The 24661-nt window shown below is 31.2% G+C and carries 20 protein-coding genes and 1 pseudogene; 16 read left to right on the forward strand and 5 right to left on the reverse strand.

The features are described 5' to 3' along the window. Nucleotides 1-269: 269 nt before the first annotated feature. The 6 genes from SA378_RS07020 to SA378_RS07045 all read left to right on the forward strand — a co-directional run bounded on the left by SA378_RS07020 (nucleotide 270) and on the right by SA378_RS07045 (nucleotide 7104). Nucleotides 270-2351, forward strand: a complete 2082-nt coding sequence (locus SA378_RS07020; protein ID WP_318525272.1) for a methyl-accepting chemotaxis protein — start codon at nucleotides 270-272, stop codon at nucleotides 2349-2351. Between the two features lie 421 nt (nucleotides 2352-2772). Continuing rightward, nucleotides 2773-3456 carry an AzlC family ABC transporter permease gene (locus SA378_RS07025; RefSeq protein WP_318525273.1) on the forward strand — a complete coding sequence of 228 codons (684 nt, stop codon included), beginning with the start codon at nucleotides 2773-2775 and terminating at the stop codon, nucleotides 3454-3456. A gap of 1 nt (nucleotide 3457) precedes the next feature. After that, nucleotides 3458-3760 (forward strand): AzlD domain-containing protein, encoded by a 303-nt coding sequence (locus SA378_RS07030; RefSeq protein ID WP_318525274.1) that lies wholly within the window; start codon nucleotides 3458-3460, stop codon nucleotides 3758-3760. Nucleotides 3761-4156: 396 nt separating this feature from the next. Next, nucleotides 4157-5077, forward strand: a complete 921-nt coding sequence (locus SA378_RS07035; protein ID WP_318525275.1) for an acyl-CoA dehydratase activase-related protein — start codon at nucleotides 4157-4159, stop codon at nucleotides 5075-5077. Next, nucleotides 5049-6146, forward strand: coding sequence for an acyl-CoA dehydratase activase-related protein (locus tag SA378_RS07040; protein WP_318525276.1), 1098 nt, complete (start codon nucleotides 5049-5051; stop codon nucleotides 6144-6146). The genes SA378_RS07035 and SA378_RS07040 overlap by 29 nt, the downstream gene beginning before the upstream one ends. Beyond that, nucleotides 6127-7104: an acyl-CoA dehydratase activase gene (locus SA378_RS07045; RefSeq protein ID WP_318525277.1), complete on the forward strand. Its 978-nt coding sequence runs from the start codon at nucleotides 6127-6129 to the stop codon at nucleotides 7102-7104. Before SA378_RS07040 ends, SA378_RS07045 begins: the two co-directional genes overlap by 20 nt. A 54-nt stretch (nucleotides 7105-7158) precedes the next feature. On the opposite strand, the gene SA378_RS07050 is transcribed toward SA378_RS07045, so the two are convergent. After that, nucleotides 7159-8751: a peptide chain release factor 3 gene (locus tag SA378_RS07050; RefSeq protein ID WP_318525278.1), complete on the reverse strand. Its 1593-nt coding sequence runs from the start codon at nucleotides 8749-8751 to the stop codon at nucleotides 7159-7161. Between the two features lie 322 nt (nucleotides 8752-9073). Between SA378_RS07050 and miaB the strand changes: the two genes are divergently transcribed. From miaB to SA378_RS07080, 6 genes are read left to right on the forward strand one after another with little or no spacing between them, the layout of a single operon-like run. After that, entirely contained in the window at nucleotides 9074-10375 is a 1302-nt protein-coding gene (gene miaB, locus SA378_RS07055; RefSeq protein WP_318525303.1) for a tRNA (N6-isopentenyl adenosine(37)-C2)-methylthiotransferase MiaB, read from the forward strand. Between the two features lie 31 nt (nucleotides 10376-10406). Further along, nucleotides 10407-13031 carry a DNA mismatch repair protein MutS gene (gene mutS / locus SA378_RS07060; protein WP_318525279.1) on the forward strand — a complete coding sequence of 875 codons (2625 nt, stop codon included), beginning with the start codon at nucleotides 10407-10409 and terminating at the stop codon, nucleotides 13029-13031. 12 nt (nucleotides 13032-13043) lie between these two features. Continuing rightward, nucleotides 13044-14972 carry a DNA mismatch repair endonuclease MutL gene (gene mutL / locus SA378_RS07065; protein WP_318525280.1) on the forward strand — a complete coding sequence of 643 codons (1929 nt, stop codon included), beginning with the start codon at nucleotides 13044-13046 and terminating at the stop codon, nucleotides 14970-14972. Between the two features lie 14 nt (nucleotides 14973-14986). After that, complete coding sequence (miaA, locus tag SA378_RS07070; protein ID WP_318525281.1) at nucleotides 14987-15922, forward strand: tRNA (adenosine(37)-N6)-dimethylallyltransferase MiaA; 936 nt, start codon at nucleotides 14987-14989, stop codon at nucleotides 15920-15922. Nucleotides 15923-15941: 19 nt separating this feature from the next. Then, the gene (gene hfq / locus SA378_RS07075; RefSeq protein ID WP_318525282.1) at nucleotides 15942-16178 is read left to right on the forward strand and encodes an RNA chaperone Hfq; all 237 of its coding nucleotides are present in this window, start codon (nucleotides 15942-15944) and stop codon (nucleotides 16176-16178) included. A 3-nt stretch (nucleotides 16179-16181) separates the two neighbouring features. Beyond that, entirely contained in the window at nucleotides 16182-17474 is a 1293-nt protein-coding gene (locus SA378_RS07080; protein ID WP_318525283.1) for an aminotransferase class I/II-fold pyridoxal phosphate-dependent enzyme, read from the forward strand. Between the two features lie 58 nt (nucleotides 17475-17532). Here SA378_RS07080 and lexA read toward each other — a convergent pair whose 3' ends face one another. Continuing rightward, nucleotides 17533-18156, reverse strand: coding sequence for a transcriptional repressor LexA (lexA, locus tag SA378_RS07085; protein ID WP_318525284.1), 624 nt, complete (start codon nucleotides 18154-18156; stop codon nucleotides 17533-17535). A 142-nt stretch (nucleotides 18157-18298) separates the two neighbouring features. Here lexA and SA378_RS07090 point away from each other — a divergent pair, with 142 nt between their 5' ends. Beyond that, a complete protein-coding gene (locus SA378_RS07090; protein ID WP_318525285.1) occupies nucleotides 18299-18601 on the forward strand; it encodes a LysM peptidoglycan-binding domain-containing protein in 303 nt (100 codons plus the stop codon). On the opposite strand, the gene SA378_RS07095 is transcribed toward SA378_RS07090, so the two are convergent. After that, a complete protein-coding gene (locus tag SA378_RS07095; protein ID WP_318525286.1) occupies nucleotides 18594-19562 on the reverse strand; it encodes a tyrosine recombinase XerC in 969 nt (322 codons plus the stop codon). The genes SA378_RS07090 and SA378_RS07095 overlap by 8 nt on opposite strands. Before the next feature lie 1344 nt (nucleotides 19563-20906). After that, a complete protein-coding gene (locus SA378_RS07100) occupies nucleotides 20907-21104 on the reverse strand; it encodes a hypothetical protein (RefSeq protein ID WP_318525287.1) in 198 nt (65 codons plus the stop codon). A 227-nt stretch (nucleotides 21105-21331) separates the two neighbouring features. Here SA378_RS07100 and SA378_RS07105 point away from each other — a divergent pair, with 227 nt between their 5' ends. The 3 genes and pseudogenes from SA378_RS07105 to SA378_RS07115 all read left to right on the forward strand — a co-directional run bounded on the left by SA378_RS07105 (nucleotide 21332) and on the right by SA378_RS07115 (nucleotide 23328). Then, nucleotides 21332-21604 carry a hypothetical protein gene (locus tag SA378_RS07105; protein WP_318525288.1) on the forward strand — a complete coding sequence of 91 codons (273 nt, stop codon included), beginning with the start codon at nucleotides 21332-21334 and terminating at the stop codon, nucleotides 21602-21604. A 328-nt stretch (nucleotides 21605-21932) separates the two neighbouring features. Continuing rightward, nucleotides 21933-22631, forward strand: a pseudogene (locus SA378_RS07110) (phage portal protein); the annotation flags it as partial. A gap of 166 nt (nucleotides 22632-22797) precedes the next feature. Next, complete coding sequence (locus SA378_RS07115) at nucleotides 22798-23328, forward strand: Uma2 family endonuclease (protein WP_318525289.1); 531 nt, start codon at nucleotides 22798-22800, stop codon at nucleotides 23326-23328. Nucleotides 23329-23344: 16 nt separating this feature from the next. On the opposite strand, the gene SA378_RS07120 is transcribed toward SA378_RS07115, so the two are convergent. Beyond that, complete coding sequence (locus tag SA378_RS07120) at nucleotides 23345-24661, reverse strand: TIGR02679 domain-containing protein (RefSeq protein ID WP_318525290.1); 1317 nt, start codon at nucleotides 24659-24661, stop codon at nucleotides 23345-23347.

Here is a 24661-nt window from a genome sequence, read left to right on the forward strand (position 1 = left end):
AAGTTCGTTTTGTTATCAAATTACAATGAGGCCTGATGAATGCGAACGTTCTAAATTAGCATTTGATGCCGACAATAGAATGTAATATAATAATAAATTTTTACAGATAAAATAAATATACTTAAGATAACGCCGAATTTATTCAGGAGCATTTGATTTATCCCTTGCTAATATTCTTTATTATAGCATTAGGTTATATCAATTATAAATATAAAAACAATTCAATATATGTTTAGAACATTTAAAAAAGTAGTTATAGGAGAAATATTATGAAGAAATATAGAGATGTAAGAATAACAACAAAAGTAACCTTATCTATTGCAATAATTTTAATAATGGGTTTAACTTTGTTGGTAAGTGTTAGTACTTTTATGTCCTCTAAACAACTATCCCGTTCCCTTGAAGCGCAGATGATGCAGGTGGCTAAAAATAATGCTGAAATTGCACAAGGAGTCTTATCTACATCAGCTAAAGCCACAAAACTTTTGGGTAACTACATAGGTGACGCACTTTTTAGTATCGATACAATCGATAAAGCTGTACCAAGCAAAGTTTTTAATACGTTGATATCACAAAATGCAGGCGACATTGAAAGTTATGCAATTGAAAGCATACATTCCAATATGAAATCTAGTCCTGAAATTGTAGGGATGGGATTATTTTTCGAGCCAAATGCTTTTGATAATGCAATTAAAGATTACACATTATATTTATCCGCAAATGACGTTCAGAATAATACAACTCAAACATATGGAAATTACGAAAATTATGCTAATGAAAGCTATTATAGTATAGCAAAAGATACCCAAAATCTCTATATGACAGAAGTTTATGAAGATCAAGGGATTAACATGATTACGGCCTGTTACCCTATTATTAAAGACGGAAAATCAATTGGTGTAGTTACAGGTGATATTAATATTAATATTTTTGAAGCAATAAACAAATCGGCTACAGCTGATTATGATTCTATGCAATTTTCTATATATAGTGATAATGGTATTAAGATTTATGATATGGCGGGGATAGAAACTATCGGTTCAGAGTTGGACGCGTCAACCAAAGATAAGTTTGAAGCATCAGAACCGTTTATGATTGATTCTGGTATGATTTATGAGTTTTTTAGTCCTATCCAGGCTGGTAACCAAATTTGGTGGTCAAAAGTTTCTATTTCAGAAAAAGAGATGACAAAAGCTGTAAAAAATACTGTTTATATGCAAATTGTTTTAGCCTTTTTCTTTATATGTATTATTTGTATATCTTTATATATTATTGTAAAAAGAATATTAAATCCTCTTGGAAGTATCGTTGATGCATCAAATGACATTGTTAATGGTAGGTTTGATTATCAAGATAAGGCTAATGCAAATGATGAGATCGGCTTATTATCAAAATCATTTGAACTAATGTCACAAAATCTTAGTTTAATCATCCAAGATATCACAATATTATTACAAGAAATGACAAAAGGAAACTTTAATATAGAAAGTGCCTATAGCAATAAATATGTAGGTGATTTTAAACCTTTATTACTATCTTTAGATAAAATAAGCACAGGTTTAAGTGAGACCATTGGCGAAATTAATATATCGTCGGAGCAAGTGTCTTCAGGAGCAGAACAAGTTTCATCCGCATCCCAGTCACTATCTCAAGGCGCCACGGAGCAAGCAAGCTCCATAGAAGAGTTATCTGCAACTATTACTGAAATCGCAGACAAGATTAAAGAGAATGCAAATAATGCAGTTGAAGCAAGTGACCTTTCAAGTGAAGCTGGCAAGAGTGTTATAGAAAGCAATCAACATATGCAAGAGTTAAAGGTAGCGATGACGGAAATTACTAATACATCAAACGAAATTAATAAAATTATCAAAACTATTGATGACATTGCATTCCAAACCAATATACTTGCGTTAAATGCCGCAGTAGAAGCTGCTCGTGCAGGTGCTGCAGGTAAAGGATTTGCAGTGGTAGCAGACGAAGTTCGTAATCTTGCAGGCAAATGCTCACAGGCAGCCCAAAATACAACTTCACTTATTGAAAATTCCATTATTGCTATTGAAAATGGCAGAATTTTGGCAGATGAAACTGCAACTTCACTTGAAGCAGTTGTAACAAAAGTAAGAATAGTAAGTGATAAGGTGCAGATGATAGCACAGGTTTCAGAAGAACAATCGAGTGCAATTGATCAAATTAATGTAGGCGTAGACCAAATATCTTCTGTCGTACAAACAAACTCTGCTACTGCAGAAGAAAGTGCTAGCGCCAGTGAAGAACTTTCAGGACAAGCTCAAATGCTTAAAAGCTTGGTGGATACATTTAAATTGAAAGAAGAAACATTGGAAAAAAAATAAATATTGTTTCAGAATCTGAAGCAAAGCTATAGAGACTATCATTTTAGAATTACTTTCTTTTTTGATTAGTCTCTTTTTTTTATTGTAAAATATAAATGGATATATTGAAAATAATTGTGAATTATCAGCAGGTTATCCTTATAAAATACTTATAATTGACCTTTATACTTGAGAAAACAGAAGTATGGAGTTTTTTTTATGAGAAATATTCTAGAAACTAAAAATTTGTGCAAGAATTATAAATGGAAGAATTTCAGAAATATATAGATTTGTTAATGTATGAAAATAAAAAAAGCAAAAGCTAAACCCCCCTCTAGAAGAATATTTATTATCAAGCGTCAAGCAAATATAAATTGCATTGTGAATTTTTGTGTAGTAAAATAGATTTATTTATTTATAAAATAGAGGGGATGTTTGTAGCATGAAACGATTTATTTCTGGAGTGAAAACCGGATTACCCATATGCATGGGAGTCATACCGATTGGAATTTCTTTTGGCATTATAGCAAGGCAGGGAGGATTAGAATCGTGGCAGGCAATACTGATGTCAATTATCGTATTTGCAGGGGCAAGTCAGATTATGTCTGTAGGTATGCTTGTTCAGGGAGCATCAGTTCCGGCAATTATATTTGCTACTTTTTTAATTAACCTTAGGCATTTAATAATGAGTACATATGTGATGAACAGATTAAAAGAAAAAGGACTGCTGAAAAAAATGGCGTTGGCTTATGTATTGTGTGATGAGTCTTTTGCCTTGTTTTCCATGAGTGAAGAAGGCGAGGATGACGATAAATTTTTATTCGGAATAAATACATCTCTTGGTATTTCATGGATAGTATCCACAGCGATTGGCTGTATTGCACTGAGTGTCTTGCCTGATACCATATCTAAAAGCCTTGGAATAGCTTTTTATGCTTCATTTATAGCTATATTGATACCTAATATTCGAAAAAATATGCAGTTATTTTTTGTCGTGATTATTACTGGAATTATTAACAGTATTTTTGGAATATTTTTTTCGTCCAGCACGGCACTTATACTTTCTATATTGACAGGCGCATGCTTAGGGATGTTCATTATAAAAGACAAGGAAAGGGGTGCGTAGAATGAGGATACTTATTTTAATCATTGGGATGGGAATTGTAACATATATACCTCGAATGCTGCCCGCAGTGCTGGTTGAAAAGATAAGATTTAATAAAAAAACGGAAAAGTTTTTAAGCTTAATTCCTTATACAGCAATGGCAGCATTGATTTTTCCAGGAGTTTTGTCAGTAGATGAAGGAAATATGGCGATTGGGATTGTTGGTGCTTTTGTGGCAGTTATATTGAGCTTGTTAAAGATGCCCATTATGTTAGTAGTAATAGGTGCAATAGTAACTGATATGGTTTTTTATATGATAATGTAGGAAAAATAAACAATTATTTATATAGAGGCTATCATTTTAGAATTATTTTCTATTTTGATAGTCTCTATTTTTTATTGTTAGATACCAACTGGTGTATAGAAAAAAATTCCAAATTATCTATAGTCTACAATAATTATCCTTTATACGTTGCAAAATATGGTAATAATAGATATAATTATGACGTATGATTTATTATTAAATTGTGGGGACAAACCTTAATTGCAATAGTATAATTATGGATACTTAGCTTTATTAGACAATAAATAATTAAATATCATATCATAGCAAGATCCCTCTGTTTTTTAATTATTAGGTTAGCTAAATAATAATTTAGAATAATATCACAAATTATGGAAATAATAGAATTTGTGATATTTTTTTATTATGGAGGATAATATGAAGGTAGGAATTCCAAAAGGGCTGTTATATAATAAGTACCATCCCTTTTTAATTACGTTTTTTGGTGAACTTGGAGCTGAAATCATTACTTCAGCAGATACAAACAAAGATATTCTAGATGAAGGAGTTAAATATTGTGTTGATGAAGCATGTCTTCCTGTTAAAATATTTCATGGACATGTCGCATCAATAAAAGATAAGTGTGATGTTATTGTAATACCAAGAGTAATGCAATTAAGAAAAAATGAATTTATTTGTCCTAAATTTTGTGGACTACCTGAAATGGTAATTAACTCAATTGAAAATATGCCAATATCAATTACCGAGCCTATTTATGCAACTTCGAAAAAAAGTTTGTATAAATGGGCTAAAACTGCAGGAAAAAAAGTAACCAGCAACAACTTTAAAATTAAAAGCGCATTTATCAAAGCATTAAACGCACAAGAAAAGTATCATACCGGAATTCTGGACGAAGGTTTTGACATGAAAATTGCTTTGGTAGGTCATTCGTACAACATTTATGATAATTTCATTAATATGAATTTAGTAAAAAAACTGAACAATTTGGGAATAGGTGTTGAAACGATGGAATTCACTAATAATTTAATAATTGATTTACAAATTGAAGAATTGTACAAAAAACCATTTTGGACATTTGCAAGAGAAAATTACGGATTTGCTGCAAATGCTGTAAAAGAAAGAAAAGTTGATGGAATAATTTATGTTTCATCTTTTAACTGTGGAACGGATTCTGTAATAATAGAACTTATAAAAAGTAATATAGGAAATTTCCCATTATTAATATTGAAAGTTGATGAGCATACAGGCGAGGCAGGAATTGATACAAGAATTGAAGCTTTTGCAGATATGCTTGAAAGGAGGGTGTGCAATGAAAGCGACATTCCCACACATGGGTAATGTATATATAGGGGTTAAAACTCTTTTAGACGGTCTAGGTATAGATTATGTTATTCCTCAAAAAAACAATAAAACCTCCTTAGATATAGGTTCCTTATATTCACCCGAAGAAATATGTCTTCCTTTTAAAATAATGATTGGAAATTATATTCAAGCTATAGAGCAGGGAGCTGACACAATAATTATTCCCGGTAGCTGCGGCCCTTGCCGATTTGGAGAATATTGTGAGCTTCAAATGAATTTATTGAAAAGTATGGGGTATGATTTAAATTTCATTGTGCTGGACTATCCAAAAGATATTGGAATAGAAGAATTAATCAAAAGAATTACAAAAATTTCTTCAAATAGCACTAAGACTACTCTTGAAAAATTCAAAGCACTTTATGATGCTCTTTTAGCAATGAAGTTAATTGACAAAATAGAAGAATTATCTCATTTTTATGCAGGCTTTGAAAGAAACAAAGGAGAATGTAAAAGCATACTGAATGATTGCAAGAATGAGGCAATGAAATGCTTAAGTTCTGAAGAAATGATTCATCTGTTAAAACACTATAAAGAAAAAATAAACCATATAGCCGTTGACATAAACAAAAACCCATTAAAAATAGCAATAATAGGAGAAATTTACACAGTTATTGAACCATACTCTAATTTTTACATAGAAGATAAACTCATGGATTATGGAGTTTCCACAAAAAGAGGACTCACTCCAAGCTGGTGGGTTAAAAATACAATTCTTAGCCCATTTAAATTAAATTCCCTCAATATTAAAAGAAATGCTAAACCATATTTGTCCATTGAAATTGGAGGTCATGCATTGGAATGTGTAGGGGAAGCTGTTACAGCATGTAAAGAAGGTTTTGATGGTGCAATACAAATTTTCCCTATGGGATGCATGCCTGAAATTGTATCAAAATCAATACTTCCTACTATTTCAAAAGACAATGACTTTCCAATAATGTCACTTGTAGTTGATGATATGACAGGTGAAGCTGGTTACATTACAAGAATAGAAGCTTTTATAGATTTGCTTGAAAGGAGGCGGGATAATGTATTATCTGGGTGTTGATGTAGGCTCTGTGAGTACAGACCTTGTATTGTTGGATAAAAACATGAATGTAGTTGAAAAAATTTACTTAAGAACAAAAGGAAATCCCATTAATGCCATACAAGAAGGGTTCAAAGTTTTAAAAGAGAAATATGAAAAATCACAAATTGCTGCCGTTGGCACAACAGGAAGCGGGAGGATGATTGCTTCTGCAATTATCGGAGCTGACTCTGCTAAAAATGAAATAACTGCCCACGCAACAGCTGCTTTAGAAATTGACAAAAATGTTAAAACTATTATAGAAATAGGCGGACAGGATTCAAAAATAATTCTATTAAACAATGGCATCGTATCTGATTTTGCCATGAATACAGTATGTGCTGCAGGAACTGGATCGTTTTTAGACAGGCAAGCTGAAAGACTTGATATTCCCATAGAAGAATTTGGAGATTATGCTTTAAGAGCAACTTCATCGGTAAGAATTGCTGGTAGATGCGCGGTATTTGCAGAATCTGACATGATTCATAAGCAGCAGCTTGGATACAATAAATCTGAAATAATAAGAGGGTTGTGTGATGCTTTGGTGAGAAATTATTTAAACAATATTGGAAAAGGTAAACAAATACTACCAAAAGTTTTATTTCAAGGTGGCGTTGCTGCAAATATTGGAATGAAAGCTGCTTTTGAAAATGTCCTTGGTTTTGAAATATTTGTTCCTGAACATTTCAGCATGATGGGAGCAATTGGTGCCGCCATAATTGCAAAATCAACTGTTAAAAAAACAGGAATTTCAAATTTCAGAGGATTTGAAATTGCAAACAAAAGCATTATATCTCGAAGTTTTGAATGTGAAGGTTGCGCAAATAAATGCGAAGTAGTAAAAATTTTTGAAAACAATAATATAATAGGTTATTTTGGCGACAGATGTGGAAAATGGAGCAACAAGCTTACAGAAACTAAAAAAAATATGCTTGCTTAAAATTCTTAAAACATTATAAAACCCAGATAAATTAAATTATCCGGGTTTATTTTTTTAAACAGCAATATTATCTAATGTATCTAATACATCTAATGCTTCTACCAATACTAAATCTTCGTTTCGCTCTTGGAAACTCTTCAATGCATATTGATTTGTAAACAAAAGAACCGGTCTTTCATAATGATCAAAAACAAGCATGCAACGAGTATTTTGATATTTTTTCAAGCTGTCCGGATTGTCAGTTTTAACCCAACGTGCAACAGTAAAATCTATGTTTTCCATACGAATGTCAGTATTGTATTCATTCACCAAACGGTATTCAAACACTTCAAATTGAAGAATACCTACAGCTCCTAATATAACTTCATTGTATTCATTTTTATAAACCTGTATTGCTCCTTCTTGAGCAAGTTGTTCAACGCCTTTTTGAAAGTTCTTTCCCTTAAGAGAATTTTTAGCGCTTACTCGGCAAAACATTTCAGGAGGAAATGTAGGCAGAGGTTCAAATAATATTTTATCTTTTCCATTAGTTAAAGTATCACCAATTTGGAAATTGCCTGAATCATATATTCCTATAACATCCCCCGCATATGCTGTATCTACAGTTTCACGCTCATTAGCCATTAAGTGAGTTGACTGACTTAATTTCAATTGCTTTCCTGTTCTTGACAATGTAACATTCATTCCTCTTACAAAAGTTCCGGAACAAATTCTTAAAAACGCAAGACGGTCTCTGTGGTTAGGATCCATGTTTGCCTGAATCTTGAAAATAAAGCCTGTAAATTCCTCATCTGTTGGATTAACATTTCCTTTTGTAGTTTTTCTTGCAGATGGTGGAGGAGACATTTGCAGAAAATGTTCTAAAAATTCTGTTACTCCAAAATCAGCTAAAGCTGAACCAAAAAATACAGGTGAAAGTTTCCCTTGTTTTACTAAATCCAAATCAAATTCATTTCCGGCACCATCAAGAAGTTCCATAGCATTTCTCAAATTTTTTAAATTTATAGGATTTAATACTCCATCTAGTTTGTTTGAATGTACGCCTTCGCCATCAAGGTATATTTGTTCCTTTTTTCTGAACAAATAAATTGTATTTCTAAGTCTGTCAAAAATTCCTTCAAATTCTTTTCCACATCCAATTGGCCAAGTTACTGCAACTGAAGGAAGTCCTAAAACTTCTTCAAGCTCCTGCATTGATTCAAGTGGATCCATGGATTCTCTGTCAAGTTTATTAATAAAAGTAAATATTGGAATACCGCGCATGCTGCAAACCTGAAACAGCTTTTTAGTTTGTGCTTCTATACCTTTTGCTGCATCTATTACCATTACTGCACTGTCAACTGAAGTCAAAATACGATATGTGTCTTCACCAAAGTCATTATGTCCTGGTGTATCCATTATGGATATTACTTTATCATCGTATTCAAATTGCATAACTGAGGATGTAACAGATATACCACGTTGTTTTTCAATTTCCATCCAGTCTGATTTCGCAAATTTAGAATTTTTTCTTGCTCTAACTGTACCTGCTTCTCGTATTGCACCTCCGTGCAATAAAAGTTTTTCTGTCAATGTAGTTTTTCCGGCATCAGGGTGTGAAATTATACCAAAGATGCGTCTTTTGTTGATAATATCTATATTATTCATTTAATATCCTTTCTAAAAAATAACAATTATTCTATTCATGGTATTTTACATCAAATTTATATAAATTTAAATATTTATTTTTATTTTTGACAATATATTTTCTTTTAATACTTTAAGAAAGTTTTTTTATTGAACAAATTATTATAAAATGATATAATACTCAAGAAATAACAGGATATAAATAGAAAGTTGGAGAAATATGAGCAGTAGAAAAATAGATTACATAAACAAACACGGAAAACTTGAAAGTAACAAAATAATAGAGTTACAAAACAATAATGAACAATTTTTAATTATGAATTGAAAAAGAAAAACTTATCACATTTTAACATACGGATGTCAAATGAATGAACACGATTCGGAAAAAATATCCGGTATGCTCACATCAATTGGATACGAAGAGACTGACGACGAAAACAATGCTGACCTAGTTATATTTAACACTTGTCTTATACGAGAAAATGCAGAGCTTAAATTTTTCGGAAAACTCGGAGAAGTAAAAGGATTAAAAAGAAAAAAACCTGATATGTTAATTGCCGTTTGCGGATGCATGATGCAAAAGGAAGAAATAAGACAAAAGGTTCTTAAAACTTTTTCTTTTGTTGATATTATATTTGGAACAAACACAATTCACGAACTTCCAAGTTTAATTTATAATGCGGAAATCAATAAGAAAAGAAGTGTTGATATTATTGACAATACTGAACTTATTTATGAAGATATGCCTAAACAAAGAAAGTTTAAATACAAGGCTCTTGTAAATATTACTTATGGTTGCGATAATTTTTGCACATATTGTGTAGTGCCTTATGTAAGAGGGAGAGAGAAAAGCAGAGAACCAATAGATATTATCAATGAAGTAAAAGCTTTGGCAGAAGATGGCTATAAAGAAGTAACACTTTTAGGACAAAATGTAAATTCTTACGGGAATAATTTGAAAAATGGAATTACATTTGCAGAGCTTCTGTATGAACTGAATAAAATTGACGGTATTGAACGAATACGCTTTATGACATCACATCCTAAAGATTTAACAGATGATTTAATCAGGGTTATAAAAGAATGCGATAAAGTATGCAACCATGTTCATTTGCCTGTTCAGTCAGGAAGCAGTGACGTATTGAGAAGAATGAACCGTAAATACACAAAAGAACATTATCTTGAATTAGTTAATAAATTAAAAAAAGAAGTACCGGATGTGGCTATTACAACAGATATAATTGTAGGTTTCCCGGGAGAGACAGAAGAAGATTTCCAGGAAACAATTGACGTAATAAAAAAGGTTAAATATGATTCGGCATTTACTTTCCTTTATTCTATTAGAGAGGGAACAACTGCTGCTTTGATGGAAAATCAAATACCGGATGAAGTAAAGCATGAAAGGTTTGATAGGCTGTTGGATGTTCTGTACCCAATTGTTTTAGATAAAAACCAGCAGTGCATTGGAAAAGTTTATCCTGTTTTAGTTGAATCAGTAAGCAAAACAAGTGAAACATTTTTGACGGGAAGAACTGAACATTTTAGACTTGTTCATTTCAAGGGAAGCGAAGATTTGATAGGCGAAATAGTAAATGTAAAAATAACTAATGTAAAAACATTCCACATGGAAGGCGAAATAGAATAATAGATAGACAAAAGTGGGAAAAGGAGTTGCAATGGCTAAATATACACCTATGATGGAGCAGTATTTCAACATCAAGAATCAGTACAAAGATTGCATACTTTTGTACAGGCTGGGGGATTTTTATGAAATGTTTTTTGACGATGCAATTACAGCATCAAAGGTATTAGAAATAGCCCTTACAGGCCGTGACTGCGGTCAAGAAGAAAGAGCACCTATGTGCGGCGTTCCTTATCATGCAGTTAATAATTATATTTCAAAACTCATTGAAAATGGCCACAAGGTTGCAATATGTGAACAGCTTGAAGATCCAGCAGCCGCAAAAGGAATTGTTAAGCGTGATGTTATAAGAGTAATAACACCTGGCACAATAATTGACCAAAATATGCTAGATGAAAAAAGTAATAACTATTTATGCTGTACTTATATTGACAAGGGTTTTGGCATGTCCTATGCAGATATTTCTACAGGTGACTTGTATGTAACAGAAAATATATCACTGAATGATTTTAATATAAATACCAGCAAGAAATTTGATTTCTTAAAAGAAGAAATATTTAAAATAAATCCATCAGAAATAATAAGCAATAAACTTACAGACAATGATGCAATAGATTCAATGGTCACCTGCACAGAAGTGCTCAGCTATTCTGAATATAAAGAAATAATATTAAAGCACTTCAACGTTGTTTCATTGGATTCATTTGGACTTTCAGACAACAATTATGCAGTGATGTCACTGGGAATGCTGATAAATTACTTGAATCAAACTCAAAAAATATCTTTGGAACACATAAACAAGCTACATTTTTATAATGTGGGAGAATATTTGTACCTGGATTCAAGCACAAGGAAAAATCTTGAGCTCATTGAAACTGTTAGAGGCAAAAAAGGACAAGGTACATTGTATAATGTGCTAGATTATACAATGACTGCCATGGGCGGGAGACAGCTGAAAAAATGGATTGAAGAACCTCTTAAAAATATAAATCTTATTAACAACAGACTTGATGCAGTTGAGGAACTTTACAACAATGTAATGGTTTCCAACAACATAAAGGAATATTTAAAAAGCATTTATGATATTGAAAGGCTCATAAGCAGAATAGTTTACGGCAATTGCAACGCAAGAGATTTAAACGCATTGAAGCAGTCCGTATCAAGTCTTCCTGATTTAAAATCTGAAACATCCGAACTTTCATCTAAATTGTTTGCTGATATTTATGAAAGTTTTGACACTTTAAGAGATATCTATGAACTTATAGACAAATCAATTGTAGATGAGCCGCCAATTTCTGTGAAAGAAGGAGGCTTAATAAAAAGCGGGTATAATGATGAACTTGATGAAATCAAGGAAATAACTGTAAATGGCAAGAACTGGATTTCTGAACTTCAAAACAAAGAAAGAGAAGAGACGGGCATTAAGAATTTAAAGATTGGTTATACAAAGGTTTTTGGCTACTACCTTGAAGTGACACAGTCATATCTAAAAAATGTTCCTGATTATTATATAAGAAAGCAGACTTTGGCAAACTGTGAAAGATATGTTACACCTGAACTTAAGGAAATGGAAGCCAAAATTTTAAATGCCGATGAACTGCTGATAAAACTTGAATATGAGTTGTTCCTGGAAATCAGACAGAATATTAAAGACCAGGTAATAAGAATTCAAGAAACAGCATATAGCATTGCCGTAATTGACACACTGAATTCTTTGGCTGTATCTTCAGTAAAAAATAACTATGTAAGACCTGAAATGAACAACAAGGGATACTTAAAAATAGTTGACGGAAGACATCCTGTTATAGAAAAAATAATGAAAAACGAAATGTTTGTTCCTAATGATACTTTCATAGACAATAAAGAAAAACGCATGTCAATTATTACAGGACCAAATATGGCAGGTAAATCCACTTATATGAGGCAGGTTGCTCTAATAGCTCTTCTTGCGCACATAGGAAGCTTTGTTCCTGCAAAAAGTGCTGAACTTTGTGTATTGGATAAAATATTTACCCGAGTTGGAGCTTCAGATGATTTATCCCAGGGACAAAGTACATTTATGGTTGAAATGAGTGAGGTTTCCAACATCTTAAACAACGCTACAGAAAACAGTCTTTTAATTTTAGATGAAATTGGAAGGGGAACCAGCACATATGACGGCTTAAGCATCGCATGGAGTGTTGTAGAATACATCACAAAAAAAATAAAAGCTAAAACATTGTTTGCAACGCATTACCATGAACTTTCAGAATTAGAAAGCAAGTTAAAAAGTGTTAAGAATTACAGAATATTAATTAAAGAAACAGATGATAAAATAATATTTCTTCGAAAAATTGCAGAAGGTAGCGTAGACAGAAGTTACGGAATTCAAGTTGCAAACTTGGCAGGACTTCCTGATGAAGTAGTTGTAAGGGCAAAGGAAATTTTAAATCAATTAGACGAAAGTGATATAAACAAACCATTTGCCAAAAAGAAAAGAGACAGAGTAACTGACAATTTCCAAGTTTCCATGTTCCAGACAGACCCAGTTGAAAAAAGCAAGAACAAGGAATATAAGGAATTAGCTGAAAATATAAAAAATATTGACATAGACAATTTAACACCACTAAAAGCATTCACACTATTAAATGACATAATAGAAAAGGTAAGACACATTTAAAGAAGGTAAATTATGGCTAAAATACATTTGTTAGATAATGAAACTATAAATAAAATAGCTGCCGGTGAAGTTATCGAAAACCCAAAGTCAATAGTAAAGGAACTTGTGGAAAATTCTATTGATGCAAATGCTGATGAAATAATTGTTGAAATTAAAAATGGCGGGAAAATTTTAATTCGAATAACCGATAATGGAAAAGGAATTAATAAAAATGAAGTTGAAGATGCTTTTAAAAGGCACTGCACGAGTAAAATAGAAACATCAGACGACTTAAATTCCCTTTTTACGCTTGGCTTTCGTGGTGAAGCTTTAGCTAGCATTGCAGCAGTTGCCCGTGTGGAAGTTATCACAAGAACAAATGATGATCCCTATGGCATAAAAATTCACATAGAAGGCGGAGAAATTAAACTTAAAGAAGACGTGGGATGTCCCGTAGGAACTACTATAACCGTAACAGAACTTTTTTATAATGTGCCTGCGAGAAAAAAATTCTTAAAAAGCGACACAGCAGAAAGCAGCAATATAAATGAAATTGTAGTTTCATTAGCATTAAGCAAACAAAATATATCATTTAAATATATAACCAACAATACAATAGCTTTTAGAACACCTAAAACAACTGATTTTATAAATACCATTTCAAGCCTTTATGAAAAAGAACTTTACAACTCGCTTTTAAAAGTTGATTATTGCAGCAATATTGTTAAAATTAATGGTTATACAACTAATTTGAATTATTATAGGGGAAACCGCAAACAGCAGATTATATTTGTAAATGACAGGTTTATTAAACACAAACGCATGAACTATTTCATAGAAGCTGCATACAACACGCTTCTTCCAAAAAACAAGTACCCAGCCTGCTTTTTAAAAATTGAAATAAATCCTTCTCTTGTTGATGTAAATGTACATCCTGCTAAAACAGAAGTTAGATTTCAAAATGAAGATATTGTTCTAAATGAAGTTAAAAAAGCAATATATTCGGCTTTAAATTCAAATAATATAATGAAAGAAATTACAAAAGAGACAATTGTGCCAGATTGTTTATCTAATAAATCAGAAAAAAGCAATAATACTTTCTCAATATTTGAAAATAACAATACCTACGAAAAAAACAGATATAACTCGAATAAGTATGATGATAAGTATGATAATGCTACAAATAATGAGGATTACGAAAATATTACTTTTAAAGAAATTAATTTAAATACAGAAACAACCGGCAATATATTTGATGACATCATTGAAGAATCAGCAGATGAAAAAACAATTAAACAAGAAACATTTTATCAAGCAGAAAAAGTAGAAGAGATACAGCATTCTTTCATAGAAATTGAAGATGAAAAAAACAGCAAAATACCAGAACTTTCGATAATAGGGATTTTAATGAACACATACATTATTTGCGAAAATATTGAAAAATCGGAACTATACATGATAGATCAGCATGCTGCACATGAAAGAATAAATTACGAGAAATTTTTAAATCAATACAACAACAAAGGAATTATTAGACAGGAACTTTTAATGCCTGAAGTAGTTAATTTATCTTATGATGATTATTACGCAACAATTAACAACACAGAAATATTTGAAAATTTAGGTTTTTCCATTGAAAACTTCGGAAATAATGCTATACTTATAAATACTGTACCTGTTATATTCAGAGATTCAAATATTAAGGATATTTTTTATACTATTCTTGATTCCCTGAAAAATATAAATAAAACGAACTTGAATTTAGCATTAGATAAAATAATAAAAAATGCTTGCGTAAAATCCGTAAAATCAGGAGATAAGCTTCATATACCTGAAGTAAAAGCACTGTTAGACAACTTGAAAACAACTGAAAATCCCTATACATGTCCTCACGGACGTCCTACTATAATAAAAATGACAAAATATGAAATAGAAAAAATATTTGAAAGAATCCAAAAATAAAGGAACATTAAATAATGAACAATAAAATAATTGTTATAGTCGGACCTACTGCAGTAGGAAAGACGCATGTATCTGTAGAGCTTGCAAAAAAACTGAACACTGAAATAATATCTGCTGACTCAATGCAAATTTACAAGGGTATGGATATAGGAACAGCTAAAGTATCCAATAAAGAAACGCAGGGAATAATTCATCACATGATTGATTTGATAAATCCAGATGAAAATTTTTCAGTATCGGATTTCAAAAATGATGCTGAAAATATCATAAATAATATGCTTTTAAATAATAATATTCCTGTAATTGTTGGAGGTAGCGGGCTATACATCAATTCTCTTATTTACGACCTAGATTTTGGAAATGCTAAATCAAATAGCCAATTAAGAGATTATTATACTTATTATTATGAAGAACATGGGGAAGATACTCTTTATGAAAAACTAAAGAAAATAGACCCTGAATCTGCAGAAAAAATACATAAAAAAAATGTAAAACGAGTTATTCGAGCTTTAGAAGTTCATGACATAACAGGAAAAAAATTTTCCGAGCTTAACACAGACATCAGAAAACAAAGCAATAAATATGAATGCATCCTTATTGGACTGAGCTTGGACAGAAAAATCCTTTATGACAGAATAAATCAAAGGGTAGATAAAATGATTGAAGACGGCCTTATTGATGAAGTTAAAACTTTAATTGATAAGGGATATGACAAAAATCTTGTTTCTATGCAAGCTATAGGATACAAAGAAATTATTGAGTACCTTGAAGGCAATACAACATTAGAAGATGCAGTAAATATTTTAAAGCGCAACACCAGGAGATTTGCTAAAAGACAATATACATGGTTTTTTAAAGACAATAATGTTAAATGGTTTCAAGTTGAAGATGTAAATGAAATTGACTTGACTTTAGAAAAAATTTATGAATATTTAAAAACGAAAATCTAAGCCGAAAGGAGGAGATTAGATGGTAGCAATTAATATGCAGGATTCTTTTTTAAACAATGTAAGAAGAGAGAAAATTACAATAACAATATTTTTAAACAATGGCTACAAGCTAACAGGAACTGTAACAGGCTTTGACAACTATGTTGTTTTCATTGAAACTGATAAAGGACAACAATTAGTTTACAAACATGCAATAACATCTATATTGCCTTATAAGCAAGTAAGACTTTTTAGTAACGATACAATAGAGGAGTAATAAATGTTGACAGAAGATATATTATGTAAACGGTTTAACGTTAGTAAGACTGTTTTTAATTACGTAACGAAAATTGAAAAAGAAATTAAAGAAAAATATTTTGAACAAATCGAAAAAATAAGGGAATACAATCAATTTAAAGTAATCAGTGCAATGCAGGAGCATAAGCTTGATTATACTAATTTTTATTGGAATACAGGATATGGATATGACGATGTGGGAAGAGAGAAAGCCGAAAAAATATTCGCTTCTGTTTTTCATACAGAAGATGCTCTTGTAAGGCCGTCAATTGCCTCAGGAACTCATGCTTTATACTTGACCTTGTCGGCTATACTTAAATATGGTGATGAAGTTATTGCAATATCAGGGCGTCCATACGACACGCTCCTTACAGTCCTTGGTGAAGAAGGAAATGAACCATGCAATTTAAAAGAAGCAGGAATTATATATAAAGAAATTCCTCTTTATAATAATGATATTGATTGGGAAAGTGCAATTAAATCAGTAACAATGAAAACTAAACTATTGATGATACAGCGTTCGACAGGTTACAGTTTTCGTCCTGCACTGACTATTTCTAAAATAAAAACTGCAATAGAAAAAATACGAGAAGTGTATCCAAATATATATATAATGGTTGACAATTGCTACGGAGAATTCGTAGATGAATTTGAACCATCAGATGTCGGTGCAGATGTAATTATAGGATCTTTGATTAAAAATCCGGGTGGAGGAATATCTCTTTCGGGAGGATATGTAGCCGGCAAAAAAGTTATAATTGACCGAATTGCAAACCGCTTGACTGCTCCAGGTGTTGGAAAAGAAATCGGCCTTACATTCGGAACAACAAGAAATACACTTCAAGGTTTATTTTTTGCACCGCACATAGTAAGTGAAGCCTTAAAAGGTGCACTTCTGTTTGGAGGGGTATTCAGCTCACTAGGTTTTGAAATTACTCCTACATTAGAAGATGGCAGAAGCGACATTGTCCAGGCAATTAAATTTAATAATAGTGATATGGTCATTAAAATATGTGAAGCAATTCAAAGTTCTTCACCTGTTGATTCTCATGTTTCACCAATCCCATGGGATATGCCGGGATATACAAACCAAGTAATTATGGCATCAGGTGCTTTCGTATCAGGCTCATCTATAGAACTTAGTGCAGATGCACCAATGAGACCTCCATATATTGCCTATATACAAGGCGGATTGTTCTACGACCATGCAAAACTTGGAGTTATGCTGTCTTTGCAAAAAATGATGGAGTTTGAAGAAATTAAAAATAAAATATGACGCTAAAAAGCGGCTGTTACCTTAAAATATAAGGTCACAGACGCTTATCTTTCTTAATTTAATATTTTCTAACTACGGCTTTAACTACGCCTAAAATATACGGGTCCTTGATTAAAATAGGGTCCATTGCGTTGTTTTGAGGCTGCAGACGAATGTGGTCCTTTTCTTTATAAAAAGTTTTTACCGTTGCTTCATCATCTATTAGTGCAACAACTATGTCTCCGTTTTTTGCGGTATTTTGAGAATTTACAATTACAAAATCTCCATTTAAAATACCTGCTTCAATCATACTTTCACCTTTTACTTTCAGTACGTAAGATTCTTTATTTCCTACAAAATCAATTGAAATAGGGAGGGTATCATCTACATTTTCAACAGCAAGAATTGGTGCTCCTGCAGTTACTGTGCCTATTATTGGAACATTGACTATTTCTTTTTTAGGAAGATTGCAGCATATATCATCTATATCAATCAATTCGAGAGCTCTTCGTTTATTGGTTCCTTTTTTTAAATAACCTTTTTCTTCTAAAGTGTTCAAGTGAGCATGTACCGAAGAAGTAGAGCTTAAACCTACGGCCTTGCAGATTTCACGGATGGACGGGGGATAGCCTCTTAAAGATAATTCATTCTTTATGTATTGTAATATTTTAACTTGCTTATCGCTTAAGCCTTCATAATTCATGTATCCACCTCTTTTGTTTTTTTATATATTATCATACTTTTCCAAATAAATCAAACATTTGTTTGAGAAAATCAAAAAAACATGTTGACATCGAACTAATGTTCTGTTAAAATTGAAATAGAAAATATGTTCGAGGTGGATTATGATAATATTAAACAAATACAAAGTGAACAATATTAAAAAGTTTAAAAGATTTATGTTTTTATCGATATTATCAATAAGCATGACTGTTTTTACATTTGCTGCAACTTTTAACGCATATTCCAAAGATATACCTCAGTTTGAACTTGTAACAGTAAAAAACGGAGACACTCTTTGGTCAATTGCATCTGATTATTCTGGGGACACAGAAATCAGAGAATTGATTTACAGCATATCAGTAGAAAACAACATAGAAGAAGCATCAATTTACCCTGGAGACGTAATCAAAATACCGCTTAACTAGTCAAATCATTCAGAGGATTTAATTTAACTGCATCACGAAGCTGTTCCTTGTCAATGTGGGTATAAATTTGCGTAGTTGAAACACTTTCGTGGCCTAGTATTTCCTGTAGGGCACGAATATCCACATGTCCATATTGATACATGAGAGTAGCGGCAGTGTGGCGAAGCTTATGTGGAGAATAGTGCTTGCCTGACAAACCTGCTTCTGTCAGATATTTGTCCAACATGTGCTGAACGCCTTTTTGCGAAAAGCGGCTTTTCTTGTTGCTTATAAACAAAGCTTTTTCATGGCCAGGCTTGGGATCAGTCCTTTCTTCAAGATAATCTTCAATGGCTTTAACACATACATCATTTAAATATATTGTCCTTTCCTTGTTGCCTTTTCCTACAACTGTAAGCGTATCTCCCTTAATTTTGTCGATATTTATGCTTATAAGTTCAGACAAACGAAGACCGCAATTTAAAAACAGTGTAATAATGGCATAATCTCGTTTTTCGTTTGTACCGCTTATGGATGTGAGAAGATTCTTGGATTCATCCAGCGACAAAGCCACAGGAAGGCGGCTGTTTTTCTTTGGAGTTTCCAAATCAAGGGCTGGATTTTCCGGAATGAGTTTAACTATGGAATATAAATATTTGAAAAATGAGCGAAGACATGCTATTTTTCTAGCTTTTGTCCTATTAGAATTATTTCTTTCCCTGTCAATATAAGCAATGAAGGAATGCAGATCCATAATTTTAATTTTTTTTAATGTATCAATAGTGACAAGGGAGATGTCTATTTCTTCAAAAACATCAATTTTGTCACTTAATTTAAATCTCATAACCAAAAATCTGTAAAAAGTTCGAAGATCCAAAAAATATTCGTTAACTGTTTTTTCTGATTTGCCTCTGATGGATAATAAATATTCTAGAAAACTGCTCATGGGAGCAGGGCATAAGTCATTATAATTTGTGTACATAATTTTCTCCTTGTTATCGCAGCAAAAATGTCGCAAAATATTTTATAATTTTATTATATACAAAAATTGCATTAAATGCAATTAACAATTATAAATTAATATTTTTAAATTATTATCTAAATAAAATTCATGAAAATATTAGACAAAACAATCAGCAGCTAGCGGGTTAAAATATGAAATTATAAATTTTTGCAGAAAAAGCTGTATTTGTAATATATCGTAAGGTAATAAGTCAAGAAGCAAAATAACTTTTGTTTAAACGCATTTTAGAGGTTCGGATTTTTGAACTTAAAATCAAGCAAATTGATATATCAACGAATTTCGTAGATTTCAATTTATAAATATGCTAAAATATATTCTCAATATAGTTTTAATCTTAAATGTAAAAATCAAATTTGAAAAACTTCTGGATATAAATTATTCCGTAGAAATTCTATAAAAATATAATCAATTAATCATAATTTAATAAATTTAAACCAAGAGACCTAAAACGTTAGAATTGCAAGGATTTAAGCGTCTACCTCGCGTTATAATAATTTAATGTCGCAAAATATCTATTTTGCGACATTAAAATTCGTAATTTATACAGGGATTTTTACCAAATCTCCTCTATTTCATATAAAATTCTTGATTCTTGCGAAACAGCTTTAAATTCTTTAAGCAGCGTTTTAGTTACAGCAGTTGCTGAATTTACAAAACGCCGTAAATAAGGAAAATTAATTATAAAATAGATAGCACCTAATTTTCGCATTTCTTTGAAAATTAGGTGCTATCTGTTTTCCATGAGATTTTCCATAGAGACTCCTCTCATTTTTTACCAAACAATCCTACCTTTTAACTATTAACTATTAACAGATATTTGGCTTTGAAAGATTTCTTTTGAAATCTTACCATCCCTAAATTTATTCATGTCTTCTTTTTATACTACCGGTTATGAATATAACTTATCTAATTGGCTTTCGAAGTTTATCTAATAATTTACCTAAATTACATTTTAAAAGCTTGGCTTTGAAAATATATTGTAGTCCAAATCATTTTATAAATTCTAAACATCCAGTAATTATAACCTACATCATTTTGTACTGTATTACTCGGTCAACACTTATAAACCTATGACAGCTCATATCTCTATAGCGATAAATTCAAATTATCTTAATTAATATTGAGTTATTTAGGCAATAAATTTATTTGGTTTTACTTATATACCCATAGAATATTTCTTTAAACACAATTTAAAAAATTATTTTTAAAAAATAATCTCATTTAATTACATAAACTCTTTAACTCCGATTTAAAAGCTCTATGTTATGAAAACATTTTGTAATAATAATCCACCTACTTTGTTTATACAACCCAGCTAAAACCCATGATAGCTTGGTCAACTATATGTTCATAAACAATATTAGTTTTTTGTGTAAATATGTCACGTTCATAACTAGATGGCAAAAAATCATTTAATACTGAAATTATTTCACTCTTCACTTTTTCTTTTGGTTGAGCATGATATTGCCAACCTACAATAAAAAGTTCGAATTTTTTCATAGTTAATGTTTCATAAAGAGATTTTGCCGCAAGTTTTACCTTTTTCTCTTCATCATGTGTTAATTTGTCTTTTCTTAGAAGATCATAAATTTTAAGTTCTTCTTCACTTAATTCTTCTTTTATATGACGCTCCTCTTCTTGTTTTTATAGCCATAGTTATTCCTTGGTCAACTATTGAATATGAATATTATAACATTAGAAACAGCATAAAATACACAGATGAACAGATGAAAGCATTTGAAGATTCTATTAATTCATATCTAAAAAGCATGGCAAACGCCGCTATTAGTTCAATGCCTACAAAGAAGATAAGAGGTGGATTTTTAGAAGCTGGGTATAAATATCCTAATTTAAAAATGGATTATTACGAGAATACCATCTTTGGATGGAAAAATTATGATTACTTGACTAGAATTTTCCCATATTATGAGGATACCAGGATTACTGAATTTCATTGGCACAATTTCGGAGAATCGGGTGCTCCATTTGATGAAATATGATTTTATGAAATTTTAAAATGAAATCAACTACTTTTTTGAAGATGTGTTAGAAAATGAAAACAAATATGATGAATATAAATTAGGTTATTAGATATTTAAAATCAATTTTGATGAATCTGTAACTTATACTATGGTCAGAGCAAAATATCAAAAATATTAGATATAATCAAATGTAGTGATAATAACTAAAGAGCATAACTAACAGAATTAATATATATGTTTAAAAATATAATTTAGATAGATTTAATTTAATACTTCTATAAAAAATATAAAGCATCTATCAAATGATAGTTGCTTTTTTCATGCCCATTTTTAAGGAGAGATGTCTATGGGATTATTAAAAGGAATATTTAAGGCTCGTGACAAGCCAATAGATAGCTTAAGTGGCAGCCGCTACAGCTTTTTTTTGGAGGAACTACTGCCGGAAAACAAATTAATGAACATACCGCTATGCAAATGTCGGCTGTATACTCGTGTGTAAGGATACTTGCTGAAACAGTGGCCTGTCTCCCCCTTCATGTGTACAAATATAATAGTTCAGAAGGTAAAGAAAAATATTTAAAACACCCGTTATATAAACTGCTCCATGACGAGCCAAACCCAGAGATGACTTCATTTTCGTTTAGAGAAACGCTTATGAGTCATCTTTTATTATGGGGCAATGCTTATGCTCAGATTATACGTAATGCTCGTGGTGAGGTTATTGCTCTCTACCCTTTAATGCCAAACAAAATGACAGTCGACCGTGACAAAAATGGTCGGCTCTTTTATTTGTACCAAAGAAGCACTGAGGATGTACCCACTCTTAAAAGATAGTCAGGTATATCTTGACCCTTCAGATGTTTTGCATATTCCTGGCTTAGGGTTTGATGGATTGGTAGGCTATTCCCCTATTGCAATGGCTAAAAATGCAGTTGGTTTATCTATGACAACAGAAGAATATGGAGCAAAGTTTTTTGCAAATGGTGCTGCTCCTGGTGGAGTTTTGGAACATCCCGGCACAATCAAGGACCCGCAGAAGGTAAAAATAACTGGCATATGAATTAATCTCGGGACAACGCCACAAGTCAGTCATGAATTTGTTTCTTCATTGAAAATAATTCATATTAACTACTTATTGCTATCATAAATATTATTTGATATAATTAAGAAAATTAACCTAAGGTATAATAAATAAAAAAATGGAGGTAACAATGGAACTATATTCAAATAAGAGATTTTCATTATTCGAATTTAATGATTTAAAAACTAAAGATGAAAACAAATATGAATTAATTGATGGAATTGTTTTAATGTCTCCTCGTCCAAATTACAAGCATCAAGAAATCATGAGCAGATTAAATCTTGAAATAGGAACCTATCTTAGAGGAAAAAACTGTATGGTATTCACTGAAGCTGAATTAGAATTTAATAATGATGTGTTAATTCCGGACTTATCAGTTATTTGTGGGTTAGATAATAGCGATTTTCAAAGATATAAAAAAGCACCTGAAATTGTAATTGAAATAATAAGCCCAAGTAGTAAATATACGGATACCTTCACAAAACTCTATAAATATGAATTGTTTGGAGTTAAAGAATACTGGATTGCTAATCCTAAAACAGAAACTTTAACAATATATAATTTTGAAAATAAAACAAATAATGATTATTGTAAACATGAGAATTTAATATCCTCAGTTTTTAATGATTTAATAATTAATTTATCTAATATATTTCTGTAAACTTTTACTATTTCGGTCATAAATTTATTTCTTCTTTTATAATATTGTGAATGTTTATATTTAAGCTTTCCTGATATGTGGCTCTTTTTTCTTTCTTGATGCACTCTGCTATAATTTTTAATTTAGTATCTTTAATTTTATCCAATTGTTTTAATCTTTTATCAGAAACAATCTCACTTGACAAGGCAGAATAATAATTATCCTCATTATAAAATAAAGGCTCAATTTTATTCTTGTATCTTTCTAATAATTTGTCAGCTATGAGCAGACCTTCAGGGTCAAAGTCACCTGAATAATAAAATCTGCAATCATTTTTGCTTAGCATATCCAATATCATTAATGTTGACAAATTAATTTGTCCATTTGAACAAATTAAAGTAAATTTGGTATTCTCTTTCGATAAAAGCTCATAATATTTCATAAATACTGTCGGATTTTCTAAAATTATTACTTTTTTGTTCATGGGCTTTAAAATATCCAACTTATTTAAATTTACTAAAGACAACGCAAATGGCTCATACCTGTCGGACAAATTATTCCACCCTTCATGCCCTTTTAGAATATTACCGTCATATGAATATGCATACACGCCCGTAACTAATGTATTATTCGATAGATCATCCTTTAATATATTATTTTCATACAGCAATGCATTTTTTTCCTCTGCGTTAGTTGGAATTTTAGCACCACTTTTTTTGCATAAATAATATGTCAGAATTTTGTTTAAAAATGTAGTCTCGTCTAACGCATGTGGGTTATTTGTTGTCTCAGAAGCTAATATAGCCAATCTAATTTTAGATTCACCTTCTGTTTTACGAATAATATGATTTAAATGGATTAATTCCTCTAAAAGTATATTACCCAACCCATCGTCATTAAATTTGCTGCTGACTAAATTATAACTGCCGCTGCTTTTACTGCTGAATATGTCTATCACAAAATTATAAACATTTTCATCTGTGTAATTTTTTAATTTTTCTAAGAAATTCTCTCTTTTTATTCTATTATCTTCTTTTAAATCTCTTTTTATTTTAATCTGCTCTCCAAAATATAAACACAGGAAGTCATAGAAATCAACTCCTTCAAATTTTGTGTCTTTGAAGGATTCCACCAAATCATTAACCTTTATTATATTTGATTTATTAAGATAAAACTTTTGCCCTAATAAATTTATCAGGGCCGATTTTTCCCCATCAGTAATATTATCCAACTTTATTGTACCGCCAAAGGTTCCAATACTAATATATTTATCTTTTACTTTTGTAAAAACTCTTTTGTATTCCTTATTACTTTTAAAATAAGATACACACTCTACAAGTAATACATCACTCAT

This window comes from Sedimentibacter sp., assembly GCF_033447055.1.
In the GTDB taxonomy this organism is placed as follows: Bacteria; Bacillota; Clostridia; order Tissierellales; family Sedimentibacteraceae; genus Sedimentibacter.

Coding starts and splice junctions, on each gene's coding strand:
- SA378_RS07050 (WP_318525278.1), bottom strand. CDS start 8,751: ATGAATAATATAGATATTATCAACAAAAGACGCATCTTTGGTATAATT.
- hfq (WP_318525282.1), top strand. CDS start 15,942: ATGGTAGCAATTAATATGCAGGATTCTTTTTTAAACAATGTAAGAAGA.
- SA378_RS07080 (WP_318525283.1), top strand. CDS start 16,182: ATGTTGACAGAAGATATATTATGTAAACGGTTTAACGTTAGTAAGACT.
- SA378_RS07035 (WP_318525275.1), top strand. CDS start 4,157: ATGAAGGTAGGAATTCCAAAAGGGCTGTTATATAATAAGTACCATCCC.
- mutL (WP_318525280.1), top strand. CDS start 13,044: ATGGCTAAAATACATTTGTTAGATAATGAAACTATAAATAAAATAGCT.
- SA378_RS07025 (WP_318525273.1), top strand. CDS start 2,773: ATGAAACGATTTATTTCTGGAGTGAAAACCGGATTACCCATATGCATG.
- mutS (WP_318525279.1), top strand. CDS start 10,407: ATGGCTAAATATACACCTATGATGGAGCAGTATTTCAACATCAAGAAT.
- lexA (WP_318525284.1), bottom strand. CDS start 18,156: ATGAATTATGAAGGCTTAAGCGATAAGCAAGTTAAAATATTACAATAC.
- SA378_RS07095 (WP_318525286.1), bottom strand. CDS start 19,562: ATGTACACAAATTATAATGACTTATGCCCTGCTCCCATGAGCAGTTTT.
- miaA (WP_318525281.1), top strand. CDS start 14,987: ATGAACAATAAAATAATTGTTATAGTCGGACCTACTGCAGTAGGAAAG.
- SA378_RS07090 (WP_318525285.1), top strand. CDS start 18,299: ATGATAATATTAAACAAATACAAAGTGAACAATATTAAAAAGTTTAAA.
- SA378_RS07045 (WP_318525277.1), top strand. CDS start 6,127: ATGTATTATCTGGGTGTTGATGTAGGCTCTGTGAGTACAGACCTTGTA.
- SA378_RS07040 (WP_318525276.1), top strand. CDS start 5,049: ATGAAAGCGACATTCCCACACATGGGTAATGTATATATAGGGGTTAAA.
- SA378_RS07100 (WP_318525287.1), bottom strand. CDS start 21,104: ATGAAAAAATTCGAACTTTTTATTGTAGGTTGGCAATATCATGCTCAA.
- SA378_RS07020 (WP_318525272.1), top strand. CDS start 270: ATGAAGAAATATAGAGATGTAAGAATAACAACAAAAGTAACCTTATCT.
- SA378_RS07105 (WP_318525288.1), top strand. CDS start 21,332: ATGAAAGCATTTGAAGATTCTATTAATTCATATCTAAAAAGCATGGCA.
- SA378_RS07030 (WP_318525274.1), top strand. CDS start 3,458: ATGAGGATACTTATTTTAATCATTGGGATGGGAATTGTAACATATATA.
- SA378_RS07115 (WP_318525289.1), top strand. CDS start 22,798: ATGGAACTATATTCAAATAAGAGATTTTCATTATTCGAATTTAATGAT.
- SA378_RS07120 (WP_318525290.1), bottom strand. CDS start 24,661: ATGAGTGATGTATTACTTGTAGAGTGTGTATCTTATTTTAAAAGTAAT.